Consider the following 13,426-nt stretch of genomic DNA (forward strand, 5'->3'; position numbering starts at 1 on the left):
GGGCTAACTGGCAAAGTCTAAGCACTTTTTATGAGTTTCCAGGGTGCATCAGAAAAATAATATACACCACCAATATTATTGAGAACATCAATAGGATCATAAGAAAGTACACAAAGACAAAATGCAGCCTGCCCAACGATCAGGCAGTAGAAAAGGTAGTGTACCTGGCACTGATGCAAATAGCCAAAAAATGGAGCCAGCCCCAGGATGACTGGGCCACCATGCTGGTAAACTTTATTGATATATTCGGTCAGGAAAGATGTGATGTTGAAGTATAAACCCTTTGCACAGTTATCTAAACTGGATAGAAAACCAGCTTACACAGATAAGTTAACACTCTCCTTCATAGCTATTAGCATCCCGGCTTTCAATTGCCTGTAGTACGCTTATTTGCCGCCTTTGTACCGCCCCTTTAAAGGGGCGGCTCAAAGGCGGTTCAAAGGCGGCTCATACACGGCTCAAAGGCGGCACATATTAGCAGGTAGTCAGAATTTGGAGCGATTTGTCCCTGCCTTTGGTTAATAGGGTTATTAAGATCCAATTTATTTAACCAACAAGCATAGGGAAGATTTAATTAATTAAAGTCTAAATGCAAGAAAGAATGGTTACATCCCAAAATATATGATGCAATACTGGCTACCAGAGATATATCGATCTGAGGATACATCAAAACAATTATCCCCAAGTCATTGAGGAAAGCTTCGTCATGACCGGGGGATAAGATCTTTTAAATAAGAAAAATGTATTGTAATGAAGTAAAAATGGCTGAAGAAAAAACTTTTCAACAGACAGGATTTGTACTTCCAGACTCCCGATTACAGACTCCTGACTCCGACTTAATCTCGAAACTCAATAAGCCCTTGCAAACAGTACCCGCTCCTTTGAAGGTTTGCCTGTAAGAATACACTTCCCATCTTCCTGTGGATTATTCAAAGGAATGCACCGGATGGTGGCCTTTGTCTTTTCCTTGATGGCATCTTCAGTTTCGGCAGTGCCATCCCAATGAGCGGATACAAAACCACCTTTTTCATCCAATACTTTTTCAAATTCCTCCCAGCTATCCACCTTCGTTATATGTTCTTCCCTGTAAGCGGCTGCTTTATTGTACATGCTTTGTTGTATATCGACAAGCAACTTTTCAATATGCTCCACAACTCCATCCAGTGATATGGATTCTTTTGCTTTCGTATCTCTCCTGGCCACTTCCACCAGGTTATTGGCCAGGTCGCGGGCACCCAGCGCCAAACGAACCGGAACACCTTTCAGCTCATGCTCGGCAAACTTCCATCCGGGACGTGCATTGTCATTATCATCATATTTCACCCTGATGCCCAGCGCCTTCAACTCTTTCATGATTTCAGCTGCCTTAGCACCTATCTGTGCTTTTTGCTCATCACCTTTGTAAATAGGTACTATGACAACCTGCAGTGGTGCGATCTTAGGAGGCAGCACCAGCCCATCATCATCACTGTGCGCCATTACAAGGGCACCGATCAAACGGGTGCTGACACCCCAACTGGTAGCCCAGACATATTCCAACTGGTTTTCCTTACTCAGGAATTTTACGTCGAATGCTTTGGCGAAGTTTTGCCCCAGGAAGTGAGAGGTGCCTGCCTGCAGTGCCTTACCATCCTGCATGAGCGCTTCGATGCAATAAGTATCCACCGCACCGGCAAAACGTTCGCTTTCCGTCTTAACGCCGCGGATCACTGGCAGGGCCATAAATTCTTCGGCGAAGGTGGCATATACTTCCAGCATCTGCCTGGTTTCTGCAACCGCTTCTTCGGGCGTAGCATGGGCAGTATGCCCTTCCTGCCAGAGAAATTCTGCAGTACGCAGGAATAGCCTTGTACGCATTTCCCAGCGCACCACATTAGCCCACTGGTTGACCAGTATAGGCAGATCGCGGTATGATTGTATCCAGTCTTTGTAAGTATTCCAGATAATGGTCTCACTGGTGGGACGAACGATCAGTTCTTCTTCCAGTTTGGCATCAGGGTCTACTACAATGCCACCACCATTAGGATCATTCATCAAACGGTAGTGAGTCACCACAGCACATTCCTTGGCAAATCCTTCTACATGGGCAGCTTCCTTGCTCAGGAAGCTTTTAGGTATGAAAAGGGGGAAATAGGCATTGACATGTCCTGTATCCTTAAACATTTTATCCAGTGCATCCCTCATGTTTTCCCATAGGGCAAAGCCATAAGGCTTGATCACCATGCAGCCCCTTACAGCAGAATAGTCTGCCAGGCTTCCTTTTATTACGAGGTCATTATACCATTGCGAGTAATCCTGTTCCCTTGAAGTGATCTCTTTGCTCATACTTTTGTTTATAATTTATCTCTCTTTTCTATCTTGTTTATTCTGTAACACTGATGGTAAGCTGGAAAACATTTCAGAACTTTGAAGCGGAAATAACAGACCAGAAAAATCAGTAATACAATTATCTTTTAATTAACAGCAAATTGTAGAAATTTACTGTGAGATGGCAAAAGTAATATTAACCTCTAAATCATCTGCCATGAAATCATATATACCTTTTCTTTCCCTTGTTTTTGTTTTCGCCAGTTGCACTTCAGCATACAAGACAGGACAAACCCCGGATGATGTTTATTTTTCTCCTGCTCGCCAGCAAGATGAATATGTACGCGTTGAAAAGCAGGATGACCGCCAGTATCGCACTGAAGATGACTACCGTGACGACCGTTACCTGCGCATGAAAGTTCGTGACCGCAGATGGTCTACACTGGATGATAATTATTACTATGGTTATTATCCTTCCAATCCTTATTTGTATTACAATTCCTGGAATACTGTCGGTTACTGGAATGTATTGTATAATCCATACAGTAATTGCAATACAGTGGTCATGTATAATCCAAAAGCCCCTGTTTACAACAAACCCAGAACCTTCAACCTGCACGTTTTTGATAATACGGTGCTTCCGAATAATCCAAAAGGATTCTCTTCCAGTGTTCCCCGTACTTATTCTGCACCTGCCAGCAACAATAATAACTACAGAAACAGCGGATCGAATGCCGGAAATTTTCTTAGGGAAGTATTCAGCAACTCGGGTAGCAGCTCAGGTAATTCAAAAAGCTCCAGTGCACCTTCATCCAGCAACTCCTCTTCATCGGGCAGTTCCTCTTCTGGCAGCAGTAGGGGTAATGCTACGAGGGGAAGAAATTAAAATGAATTCCACGAACTTTTCGTGAAGGTACCCTACGTGGTGGCCTGGTTATAATCCTTTGTCCTGGCAGGAACCAACACAATTAAACGCTTTGTTATGAAGAAAACATTACTCCTTATATCTGCTTGTATTGCCTGCGCAAGTGTTATGGCACAGGAACCCGCAGACGCACTTCGCTTTTCCTGGTATACACCCGGTGGAAGTGCCCGTACACAGGCCGTTGGTGGCGCCATGGGATCACTGGGAGGGGATATCACAGCTAATTATGTAAATCCTGCCGGACTGGCTTTTTTTAAGACAGGAGATTTTATTTTTACTCCCATTTATCAATCAGGGAAAACAAAGGGTACTTACCTGGGCACTACGGACCAGGATAAAACCCAAAGGTTTTCTTTAGGAACCACGGGATTTGTAATGGGTAGCGGTGACGGAAGGGGTAATGTTAGGAATACTTCCTTTAGCATAGCCTTTAACCATACAGCTGATTTTAATAGTGATATATTATACAAGGGGAAAAATACCCAGAGTTCCTTTGCTCAAAAATTTGCCGAAGAATTAAACAACAGCGGCATTAAAGATTCAAGGGCAGAAACTGAATTTCCTTTGGGTGCCAGCCTTGCCTACAATACCTATTGGGTGGATGCAGTGAAGAACAGTGCAGGCCAGATAGATCGTTTTGAAACCAGCGCCCCTGTTGCCACGGGACTATTGCAGCAACAAACCATTAAGAACCGGGGAGGCATCTATGAATTCGCTTTTGGAATGGCAGTCAACCTTAAGGACAAGATCATGATCGGCGGAAGCATTGGCGTACCTATTTTGAATTACAAGAAAGAATCTGAGTTTGTGGAAGCAGATGCAACGACCAATCCCAATAACCATTTTGATTATGGCATTTTCACTGACAAGCTACATACATCAGGGGTAGGTGTTAATCTTAAAGCAGGTGTAATATACAAACCTGCAGAGGCCTGGAGATTAGGACTTGCTGTTCATACCCCAACCTTTTATTCCCTGACAGACAATTACGAAGCCTCAGTGGTTGTGAATGATGATGTGCCGGCAGACAGTGCCTGGAAGGATAATTCGAAAAGCTATATGAATGACCAGCCTTCAGAATTCAAATACCTGTTGGTTACACCCTACCGTGTCATTGGTAGTGTATCGTATGTGATCCGGGAGATACAGGATGTAACGAAGCAAAGAGGTTTTATTACCGCCGATGTGGAATATGTGAATTATAAAGCCTCTAACTTTCAACCGGACGCTGATAATAACAGTGATGAAAGCACAAAGAATTACCTGAAGTCATTAAATACAGCTATTGACAAGGCCTATAAGGGTGCCTTTAATTTCAGGCTGGGTGGAGAATTAAAATTCACTACCATCATGGCCAGGCTGGGAGCATCTTATTATAGTAATCCCTACAAGGACATCAAAGGAGAGAAAGGAAGCAAGATGAACCTAAGTGGTGGCCTTGGCTACCGCAATAAAGGATTTTTTATTGACCTTACTTATATCTATGCTATAAACAAGGATGTGAACTATGCCTACAGGCTGGAAAGCGCTCCTTATTATGCAGCCAATTTAAAGAATACTGCCAACAATATAGTTGGCACGGTAGGTTTCAAATTTTAAAAATCATAGGCCAGTTTTAATTCCCAATATCCCGAAAACGGTAAGGTTTTTTCTAAAGGGAAATACAGGCTGGCAACAGGTATAAGCTCAAAATGGTGAGCTGTAAGATCTGAATAGATATTCAACTCCATATTAGTCAGTACAAACGGGCTGCCTCCCTGAGAAGTTGTGAGCGTACCTGAAGAACCACCACCCGTTTGGCGTCTTGCACGGCCATTACTCTTTATATAGTTTCCATAATTTTTATTATGGGTGATGTATTTAGAAGAAGTTAGAAAAGAATAGAAATCATTGGATGATCCATTTACCAGCAGGGAAGGATCTATTTCAATAGACGAAAACAAATGTGTGCCATTATGGGTAAAGCTATGGCTGACACCTGCAGCAGCGTTAAGACCTGCCTGTTGCTGGCCGGATTTATCCTTACCAAAACCAAGGTCCATGCTTAATAAAGGTGCGAGCCATGGTTTTTTAAAGCTTATAAATCCATAGAGTTCATTATTTAATGGCGTATAAGGGATCGCAGCATTGCCGGAAAAGAAAAAATGGGTATAGGACAGGTCAAGGTTAATAGTTTCTTTTTCATATTGCTCGTATCCTGTTGTAACAGTTTGCATGTAAATCCCCGGCTTTCTGCCACTGGTGATAAAATAGGGAGCATACTTCAATCCAAACCCTTTATAATAATAATGCAGGAATGGAGCTATCGCAAGGGAATTGCTGTAAACTGTATCGGTTCCATTGACAGACAGGTAAGGCGTTGTATTCCATTGGATGCCGGCCTGCATTTTGCTGGCAGATGTTGAATCCTGTGCAAAGCAGCCCAGTGTAAAGAAGTAAAGACAAGCAGTGAGGATTAGTTGTTTCATAGAATAAAAAGATAAAGAAACTGCATTGACTTGAAACTTACAACGGTTCTTTACATAATTTTATTTATTATGAATAGGCAGGAATAGAAATGATAATAAATTTTCCGTGTATTTATCCTCATGGTTTAAGATCTAAAGAAGTGTCAGGAAATGAGTAAGAAAACCTTTTATGCTTTTGGTATCTCTTTTATACTACTGATAGTGGTGATCGTTCTGAACCGCATGAGTTTTGATAATATGAAGGAATATAACAATGCGGTCAATCATACACGGAATGTGATAACCTTATTTGAAAGGCTTTCAAACCATTTTAAAAGCGCAGAGATCTACTCCCCCACTTATGACTCTATTCCTGAGAATAATTTTTATAAGCTATATAAAAATGAAGGCTTGCAGATCAACGGTGAGTTGTCACAATTAAAAAACCTGGTTAAGGATAACAAGGAGCAAACCAGGTTGGTAGATTCCTTATCCACTATGATAAGCGGGCAGATATACACCTTATTGCAGAAGAACATAGCGGAGATCATTCAATCAGGGGAAGCCTGGCGCCTGAATTATTTATTTGCCATTCACGAGATCATTAACAGGGGTATAGCCCATGAGAATGATTTGCTGACAATGAGGAATGCAAAATTGAAGGATTCGATGCGGGCAAATAATATAGTTAGTGTTGTCTTTGCCCTGCTGGCTGTTACCATTATCATATCTACATTTATTTCTACATTATTTCTTTCTCAGAAAAGATTATGGCTGGAAGGCTTCCTGGAATCTGTGCTGAATACCTCTCAAAATGGCATAGTGAATTATAAAGCTGTAAGAAGAGAAGGTGTGATCAGTGATTTCAAACTGGCATTTGCCAATAAGGCAATTGAAACACTGATAGGTATTAATGCCAATAAGGTGATGGGAAACAATATTAAAGCATTGCGTACCTCGGTGAAAGATATAGACCTATTTGAAAAATACGTGGACGTGGTGGAATCAGGACAATCTTCGGTATTTGAAGCCTATTTTGAAGATGGCAACACGCAACGATGGTTCCTGGTATCTCTGGTAAAAATGGGTGATGGCCTGACTGCGTCTTTCCAGGATATCTCACAGCTCAAAAAATACGAAGAGGAACTAAAAGACAACATTACCCAACTGGAGCGCTCGAACAAAGAACTGGAACAATATGCTTATGTTGCCAGTCATGACCTACAGGAGCCCTTGCGCAAGATCAGGGCCTTTGGCAGTTACCTTCAGGAAACCCAATCTGAAAACCTTGATACAAAAGGCAAGGTACAACTGGACAAGATCATGCGGTCTGCCGAGCGTATGTCTGTTTTGATCAGGGATATCCTGAGTTTTTCAAGTATGCGCAAAGATGACCTGTATGAAGAAACAGACCTGAATAAGATACTCGATGGTGTGCGATCTGATTTTGACCTGACCATCAGCCAGACAGGAGGAAGCATTGAATCAGATACACTTCCCGTAATTGAAGCCATTCCCCTCCAGATGACACAATTGTTTTACAACCTTGTCAACAATTCTTTCAAGTTTGCCCGGGATGGGATTTCACCTCATATAATGATCACTTGCAAAGAACTTGATGAAATAAAAAAAAGAGAATATTCCCTGCCATCTGAAACTACGTATTACGAGATAAAATTCCGGGATAATGGTATTGGTTTTAGCCCGGAATATTCTGAACAGATATTTGGGTTATTTAAAAGGCTGAATGACCGGCAGGCTTACCCCGGATCAGGCATTGGACTGGCACTTTGTAAGAAAGTAATAGAGAATCATAATGGATTGATCTTTGCCGAAGCTGCAGAAAATAATGGAGCCTGTTTCTTTATTATCGTTCCGCAAAACCAAAGGACACACACGGGCGAAGACACTGAAAGTCAGTTAAGCTACCAGGAACCTTCCATTTCTTCCAGGTAGGCCATCACATTTTCAGCATTGGGCAAACACCAATGAAAGTCATTATCTTTTTTGAACCAGGTAAGTTGTCGCTTGGCATATTGCCTGGTGGATATCTTTATCCTTTCTATAGCGCCGGGCAAAGAAATTTCACCATTAAAATGATCAAAAAGTTCCCTGTATCCAACTGTTTGAAGCGCATTGAGCTGCTGCCAGGGAATAAGCAACCGCACTTCTTCCAGTAAGCCATGTTGCATCATAGCATCCACCCTGGTATTAATATTGTGATGCAGGTCAGCCCTGGGTAATTGCAGGCCGATCTTAATGGCTTCGAAGTTGCGGGGAGTTTGTTCACCTTTACGAAAATCCATGAGTGACCTGCCCGTTGCCTTCCATACCTCCAGTGCACGCAATAAGCGGTGGGGGTTTTGTATCTCACCCTTTTCGTAGAAAGCAGAATCCAATAACCTAACCTGTTCCTGCAACCACACTAGGCCATTTTGATTGTATTCATGAATTAATTCCCTATGAAGGATATCCGGTACTTCAGGTATCTCATCCATTCCTTCCAGCAAAGCCTTCATATAGAGCCCTGTGCCACCCACTACCACTGCAACATCATGATCACGGTAAATATCCTCAAGGGCGGTAAGCGCATATTGCTCAAAAGTTACAGCGTTTACTTTTTCATGAATGGAGTGGGATGCGATGAAGTGGTGCTTTACTGCCAAAAGTTCCTCTTCTGTAGGACGGGCCACACCAATATTCAATTCACGGTAGCACTGGCGGCTGTCAGCCGAAATGATCTCTGTTTGCAAATGGCGCGCGACTGCTATGGCAACGGCAGTCTTACCTACAGCTGTCGGACCTGCAATAACAATGAGCTTTTTCTTCTTTGTTGCCATGGTCTATAAAAGAATAACCCTGCCACTGACAGAGTTATTATGAATTGTATATCTTTTTTTGCGTGCTTTAAAATTCATCGCCTGTATCTGTGCCTGTATCTTCTGCGCCTGCTTCCTGGTCATCAGTGCCCTCCTCTCCTTCTTCGCCGAATCCTTCTGCACCCTGGGTCAGGTCATACTTTTCTTCCACATCAGCAAAGCGTTCGCCCAAAAGACTTTTAGTTCCATATTGGCTAGGTGCAATACCTTCTTTGCGCACCATGGCAGGATACGTAAGCTTTGGGTTCTCTTCCTTTGATACATTGATCAATTCAATGAGGAAGGTCCATCCTTTGGTAAAATCATAAGTATAGATAAACCGCTGGTTGGTATCCTTTATTTCCGAACCAATGGTAGTCTCTTTCATTAATAAAGGAGTAGCCCTGTATTGCTTATCATAAGGTTCCAGGGTGATCTCCCTGCCCCGCTGCCACTGATCATTGCTGCGGTAGAAAGTTGCCTGGTGTTTGGAATCGAATTCAAAAGCTTTTAGAATAGATTCGTGCAGGTTTAAAAAACTCTGTTTATGCCTGATAGCAATATCCCGGTATACGCTGTCGTCTTCTTCAAAATATACTCTGAATTTCAGTATAGCCATAGTGTGTTTTCACATTCAATAAACCCCAAATATAGCCAAAACAGCTTATTTAACCGGAACTAAACCACACTCAGCGCCCTTCTGCAACATGAATTGGTAAGCCTTTTCGTATTCATTGGGAATTTCGCCGTCCAGTATAGCATCTTTGATGGCATCCTTAATGATACCCACGGGTTTTGAAGGGGAAATTCCGAATGTTTCCATGATGATCTCACCGGTTATGGGTGGTTGCCAGTTGCGTATATGATCTTTTTCTTCCACCTCTTTACAACGCTTGCGCACCATTTCAAAATTCTCAATGAATCTTTTCACTTTGAACTTATTCTTGGAAGTGATGTCACTGTTACAGAGGATCATCAGGTCTTCTATTTCTTCACCTGCGTCGAAGAGCAAGCGGCGAACAGCTGAATCAGTAATGTTTTCCTTTGTCAGAGAGATAGGGCGCAGATGAAGCTCCACCAGCTTTTTGACATATTTCATGGGCTCTCCCAGGGGGAGCTTCAGTTTATTAAATATCTTAGGCACCATTCTGCCACCCACTACCTCATGACCGTGGAATGTCCATCCAAAACCATCTTCAAATCGCTTGGTGGCAGGCTTGGCGATATCATGCAGGATAGCAGCCCAACGCAACCAGAGGTTGTCAGATTTCTCAGCCACATTATCCAGCACCTGTAGTGTATGGTAAAAATTATCCTTATGGCCCTTACCTTCAATAAATTCAGCTCCAGCCAATTCCACCATTTGCGGAAAAATGATTGACAGGAGACCGCTATCCATCAATAATTTAAATCCTATGGAAGGCTTTGGCGTCATGATGATCTTATTCAGTTCATCTGTGATCCTTTCCTGCGAAACAATGCTGATACGATCCGCATTTTTCTTAATGGCATGGAATGTTTCGGGGTATATGCGAAAATGCAGTTGGGTAGCAAAGCGGATGGCCCGCATCATTCGCAATGGGTCATCACTAAATGTTTGGGAAGGATCCAGGGGGGTACGTATGAGCCCTTGTTTCATATCTTCCAACCCATGAAATGGATCGATCAATGTACCAAAATTGTCCTGGTTCAGGCTTATGGCTAAAGCATTGATAGTAAAATCTCTTCGGTTCTGGTCCTCTTCCAGGGTGCCTGCTTCCACATCTGGCTTACGTGAATGGGAACGGTAACTCTCCCGCCGTGCACCAACAAACTCCAGGTCAAATCCATCTGGCATTTTGAATTGGGCGGTTCCAAAATTTTTGAAGTAGGAAACTTTTGGATGCGGTTTAAAAAGGGAGGCCGCTTCCCTGGCCAGTTCCAACCCATCACCGGCGCAGACGAAATCTGCATCCTTGGTTGGGCGGTCAAGGATCTTGTCTCTTACAAAACCACCAATCAAATAACAGGGATAGTTCAGGGTAGCTGCTGCCTGGGCCACTTTTTTTAATATCTCCAGTTCTTTATCACTGCATTGAATATCCATCGACGCAAAGATATTGTAATGGGTAATTTGTGGAACAATAGACCAGATGCAAGGTTGGAAATTGAAAGTTGACAAGTTGAAAGTTTGATAAGAAATATTGATCGTTTAGTATATAAAACTATTTAATAAACCAGGTGCTAATTACTACCCTCAATATCACAGATCCAAATCTTATTTTTCCCTCATTCCCGTATCACATTAAATTCCCCATTTCCCATCCATTTGATAATGCGGGAAGGTTGGGTAGGTTTGATATCCTTCTGCCTCCAATCAACAATATAATCAACTGCATTTTTTATATCAATTGATATGTCGTCAAAGGTTTTTGGAGAATTCTGACCGCTTATATTGGCAGATGTGGAAACAACGGGATGGCGTAAACGCTTTATTAAATGCCTGCAAAATTCATCCCTTACAAGTCTTATAGCTATAGATCCATCTTCTGCCACCAGGTTATCCGGCAGGCCTATGGCATGATCAAAAATGATGGTCGTTGGCCTGGTCTGTTGTTCAATGAATTCAAATACCTGTGGATCCGGTGCAGCCACGTGCTGCATTATTTCCCTTTCATCTGCAACCAGTATGATCATACTTTTGGAATCATCCCGCTTTTTTATATTATAGATCCTTTTTACTGCTTCTGAATTTGTGGCATCACAGCCCAATCCCCAGATCGTATCTGTTGGATAAAGGATCACACCACCTTCTTTCATTATGCGAAGGCTTTCCTCGATATCTTTTTCAAATGCATTAGCCATTACATTAATTTTTTATACACCTGCATCAATTCATCGGTGCATTTTTCCAGTGTAAATTTTTCTGCCTGGCGGTGGCCAAGGATGATCATTTCCCTACTCAAATCTTCATTATCCTGGATGCGTTTCATGGCACCAGCAATGGATTCGGGGCTGGAAGGATCAACATACAAGGCTGCTTCGCCCCCTGTTTCAGGAAGGCAGGAAACCGAAGAGGTGATCACGGGAACTCCTGACCACATGGCTTCCAATACCGGTATGCCAAAACCTTCAAAACAGGAAGGATAGACCAGGGCTGTTGACAACTGGTAAATAGTAGCCAGTTCTCTGGTGTCTTTACCTATAGGCTGTGTTTCTGAAAGAAAAATAACCTGAGGTGACAATCCTTTTTCCCTGATATATTCTTTTACTTTTTGCTTATAAGCACCTCCATCTCCTATTACTACCAATGGCAGACAACTATTTCCATTGATGTACAATGCCTGGCAAATGCCCAACAAATTTTTTCGTTCAATAATGGAACCCACATACAGGAAAAACTGCTGCGGCAGGTTATACCGCTTCCTGGTACGTTGTTTATCTGATTCGGCGATGACCTCGGCAAAAACAGGATCGCAACTTTGGTAACATACATCAATCTTGTCCGCGCTTATGCCATACCAGTCCATGATATCATTTTTGGTCTGTTGACTGATGGCAATAATGTGGTTGGCATTGCGGCAGGCATATTGAAACTTATGCCTGTATATCTGCACATTGATCTTTCCAAATTGTTCCGGGTATCTTTCAAAGATCAGGTCATGAATGGTGACGACAGAGGGTATGTTGGTATTTTGAATACCATGTGGTATCTCGTGGCTTAGGCCATGGTATAATTGAATGCCTAATTGCCTGAGATCTTTCTTTATCCAATAGCTGCGCCAGGCAGAAGAAAAGGTTTTATTGATAAATCCTGCAGGCAATACTTCATGAACCTGGGGGAATACAGGTTTGGAAAATTTGCGTGAAGGTTTAGGATTGAACAGGTAATACTCATGTTCAGGATACCAGGTTGCCAGTCCCCTGATGAGGGTACGGCTATAATTTCCCAGCCCTGTGGTATTGTGGAAAGCTCTCTTTCCGTCAAAGCCAATTTTCATTCCTGTTTATTAGAAGGTTGTAATGTGCAATTACTCCAGTTCAGTTAAGTTTGCAAAAAAATTTCGATGAAGTTAAGAGAGTCTATTGAACAAGCATGGCAAAAGCGTGAAATGCTGACTTACCAGGCCATACAGGATGACATCAGGGCGGTGATAGAAGAAGTGGACAAAGGAAGGTTACGCGTGGCGGAACCCACTGAAAATGGCTGGAAGGTGAATGAATGGGTGAAGCAGGCCATCCTCTTATATTTTGGCATCCAGCCTATGCAGACCTGGAGTATGGAGCCATTTGAATTTTATGATAAGATGCTGCTGAAAAAGAATTACAAGGACCTGGGCGTAAGGGCTGTACCCCATGCCGTGGCCCGTTATGGAGCCTATGTAGCCAGGAACGTGGTGTTGATGCCTTCCTATGTAAATATTGGTGCTTATGTGGATGAAGGAACAATGGTAGATACATGGGCTACCGTAGGCAGCTGTGCACAAATAGGTAAAGGTGTGCACCTGAGTGGTGGCGTAGGTATTGGTGGTGTGCTGGAGCCTTTACAGGCTTCTCCTGTTATTATTGAAGATGGCTGTTTCATTGGCAGCAGGTGTATTGTTGTGGAAGGTGTACGTGTGGAAAAGGAAGCCGTGTTGGGGGCCAATGTAGTATTGACTCAATCTACAAAGATCATTGATGTGAGCGGAAGTGAACCTGTGGAAACAAAGGGTGTGGTCCCCGCACGCAGCGTGGTGATACCAGGCAGTTATAATAAAAAATTCCCCGCTGGAGAATACAATGTGAGTTGTGCGCTGATCATTGGCAAAAGAAAAGAAAGCACTGATCTGAAAACAAGCTTAAACGATGCGTTAAGAGATTTTAATGTAGCTGTTTAATGATAAGCCCCGCATCAGCGGGGTTTTTTG

12 protein-coding genes are annotated in these 13,426 nt (G+C 42.7%); 5 read left to right on the forward strand and 7 right to left on the reverse strand.

What is annotated here, in order from left to right; all coding sequences use genetic code 11:
* A partial coding sequence (locus BP74_RS15615; protein ID WP_496375319.1) for a transposase occupies window positions 1–278 on the forward strand: 278 nt, incomplete at its 5' end.
* A 571-nt stretch (window positions 279–849) separates the two neighbouring features.
* Here BP74_RS15615 and proS read toward each other — a convergent pair.
* Window positions 850–2,325: a proline--tRNA ligase gene (gene proS / locus BP74_RS15620; RefSeq protein ID WP_496375321.1), complete on the reverse strand. Its 1,476-nt coding sequence runs from the start codon at window positions 2,323–2,325 to the stop codon at window positions 850–852.
* Between the two features lie 199 nt (window positions 2,326–2,524).
* On the opposite strand from proS, the gene BP74_RS15625 reads away from it, so the two are divergent.
* Together BP74_RS15625 and BP74_RS15630 are read left to right on the forward strand one after the other, a co-directional pair.
* Entirely contained in the window at window positions 2,525–3,193 is a 669-nt protein-coding gene (locus tag BP74_RS15625) for a hypothetical protein (RefSeq protein WP_496375323.1), read from the forward strand.
* A 96-nt stretch (window positions 3,194–3,289) separates the two neighbouring features.
* Window positions 3,290–4,831, forward strand: coding sequence for an OmpP1/FadL family transporter (locus BP74_RS15630; RefSeq protein ID WP_496375325.1), 1,542 nt, complete (start codon window positions 3,290–3,292; stop codon window positions 4,829–4,831).
* On the opposite strand, the gene BP74_RS15635 is transcribed toward BP74_RS15630, so the two are convergent.
* A complete protein-coding gene (locus BP74_RS15635) occupies window positions 4,828–5,700 on the reverse strand; it encodes a hypothetical protein (protein WP_496375327.1) in 873 nt (290 codons plus the stop codon). The two genes, BP74_RS15630 and BP74_RS15635, sit on opposite strands and share 4 nt — an antisense overlap.
* Before the next feature lie 150 nt (window positions 5,701–5,850).
* On the opposite strand from BP74_RS15635, the gene BP74_RS15640 reads away from it, so the two are divergent.
* Window positions 5,851–7,635, forward strand: a complete 1,785-nt coding sequence (locus tag BP74_RS15640; protein WP_496375329.1) for an ATP-binding protein — start codon at window positions 5,851–5,853, stop codon at window positions 7,633–7,635.
* On the opposite strand, the gene miaA is transcribed toward BP74_RS15640, so the two are convergent.
* The 5 genes from miaA to BP74_RS15665 form a co-directional block, all read right to left on the reverse strand.
* Window positions 7,605–8,519, reverse strand: a complete 915-nt coding sequence (gene miaA / locus BP74_RS15645; RefSeq protein ID WP_496375331.1) for a tRNA (adenosine(37)-N6)-dimethylallyltransferase MiaA — start codon at window positions 8,517–8,519, stop codon at window positions 7,605–7,607. The two genes, BP74_RS15640 and miaA, sit on opposite strands and share 31 nt — an antisense overlap.
* Before the next feature lie 67 nt (window positions 8,520–8,586).
* Window positions 8,587–9,156 (reverse strand): IS1096 element passenger TnpR family protein, encoded by a 570-nt coding sequence (locus tag BP74_RS15650; protein WP_496375333.1) that lies wholly within the window; start codon window positions 9,154–9,156, stop codon window positions 8,587–8,589.
* Between the two features lie 45 nt (window positions 9,157–9,201).
* Window positions 9,202–10,698: a CCA tRNA nucleotidyltransferase gene (locus BP74_RS15655; protein WP_496375335.1), complete on the reverse strand. Its 1,497-nt coding sequence runs from the start codon at window positions 10,696–10,698 to the stop codon at window positions 9,202–9,204.
* A gap of 107 nt (window positions 10,699–10,805) precedes the next feature.
* Window positions 10,806–11,381, reverse strand: a complete 576-nt coding sequence (locus BP74_RS15660) for an L-threonylcarbamoyladenylate synthase (RefSeq protein WP_496375337.1) — start codon at window positions 11,379–11,381, stop codon at window positions 10,806–10,808.
* Window positions 11,381–12,517, reverse strand: coding sequence for a glycosyltransferase family 4 protein (locus BP74_RS15665; protein ID WP_496375338.1), 1,137 nt, complete (start codon window positions 12,515–12,517; stop codon window positions 11,381–11,383). Before BP74_RS15665 ends, BP74_RS15660 begins: the two co-directional genes overlap by 1 nt.
* Window positions 12,518–12,583: 66 nt before the next feature.
* Here BP74_RS15665 and BP74_RS15670 point away from each other — a divergent pair, with 66 nt between their 5' ends.
* Window positions 12,584–13,396: a 2,3,4,5-tetrahydropyridine-2,6-dicarboxylate N-succinyltransferase gene (locus BP74_RS15670; RefSeq protein WP_496375340.1), complete on the forward strand. Its 813-nt coding sequence runs from the start codon at window positions 12,584–12,586 to the stop codon at window positions 13,394–13,396.
* Window positions 13,397–13,426: the final 30 nt, after the last annotated feature.

The sequence above is a fragment of the Flavisolibacter ginsengiterrae DSM 18136 genome (genome assembly GCF_059568575.1).

What these genes read in the sequence shown, in the direction of transcription:
- BP74_RS15640 (WP_496375329.1), top strand. Translation starts at nt 5,851, where the DNA reads ATGAGTAAGAAAACCTTTTATGCTTTTGGTATCTCTTTTATACTACTG.
- BP74_RS15625 (WP_496375323.1), top strand. Translation starts at nt 2,525, where the DNA reads ATGAAATCATATATACCTTTTCTTTCCCTTGTTTTTGTTTTCGCCAGT.
- BP74_RS15670 (WP_496375340.1), top strand. Translation starts at nt 12,584, where the DNA reads ATGAAGTTAAGAGAGTCTATTGAACAAGCATGGCAAAAGCGTGAAATG.
- BP74_RS15650 (WP_496375333.1), bottom strand. Translation starts at nt 9,156, where the DNA reads ATGGCTATACTGAAATTCAGAGTATATTTTGAAGAAGACGACAGCGTA.
- miaA (WP_496375331.1), bottom strand. Translation starts at nt 8,519, where the DNA reads ATGGCAACAAAGAAGAAAAAGCTCATTGTTATTGCAGGTCCGACAGCT.
- BP74_RS15630 (WP_496375325.1), top strand. Translation starts at nt 3,290, where the DNA reads ATGAAGAAAACATTACTCCTTATATCTGCTTGTATTGCCTGCGCAAGT.
- BP74_RS15665 (WP_496375338.1), bottom strand. Translation starts at nt 12,517, where the DNA reads ATGAAAATTGGCTTTGACGGAAAGAGAGCTTTCCACAATACCACAGGG.
- BP74_RS15635 (WP_496375327.1), bottom strand. Translation starts at nt 5,700, where the DNA reads ATGAAACAACTAATCCTCACTGCTTGTCTTTACTTCTTTACACTGGGC.
- BP74_RS15660 (WP_496375337.1), bottom strand. Translation starts at nt 11,381, where the DNA reads ATGGCTAATGCATTTGAAAAAGATATCGAGGAAAGCCTTCGCATAATG.
- proS (WP_496375321.1), bottom strand. Translation starts at nt 2,325, where the DNA reads ATGAGCAAAGAGATCACTTCAAGGGAACAGGATTACTCGCAATGGTAT.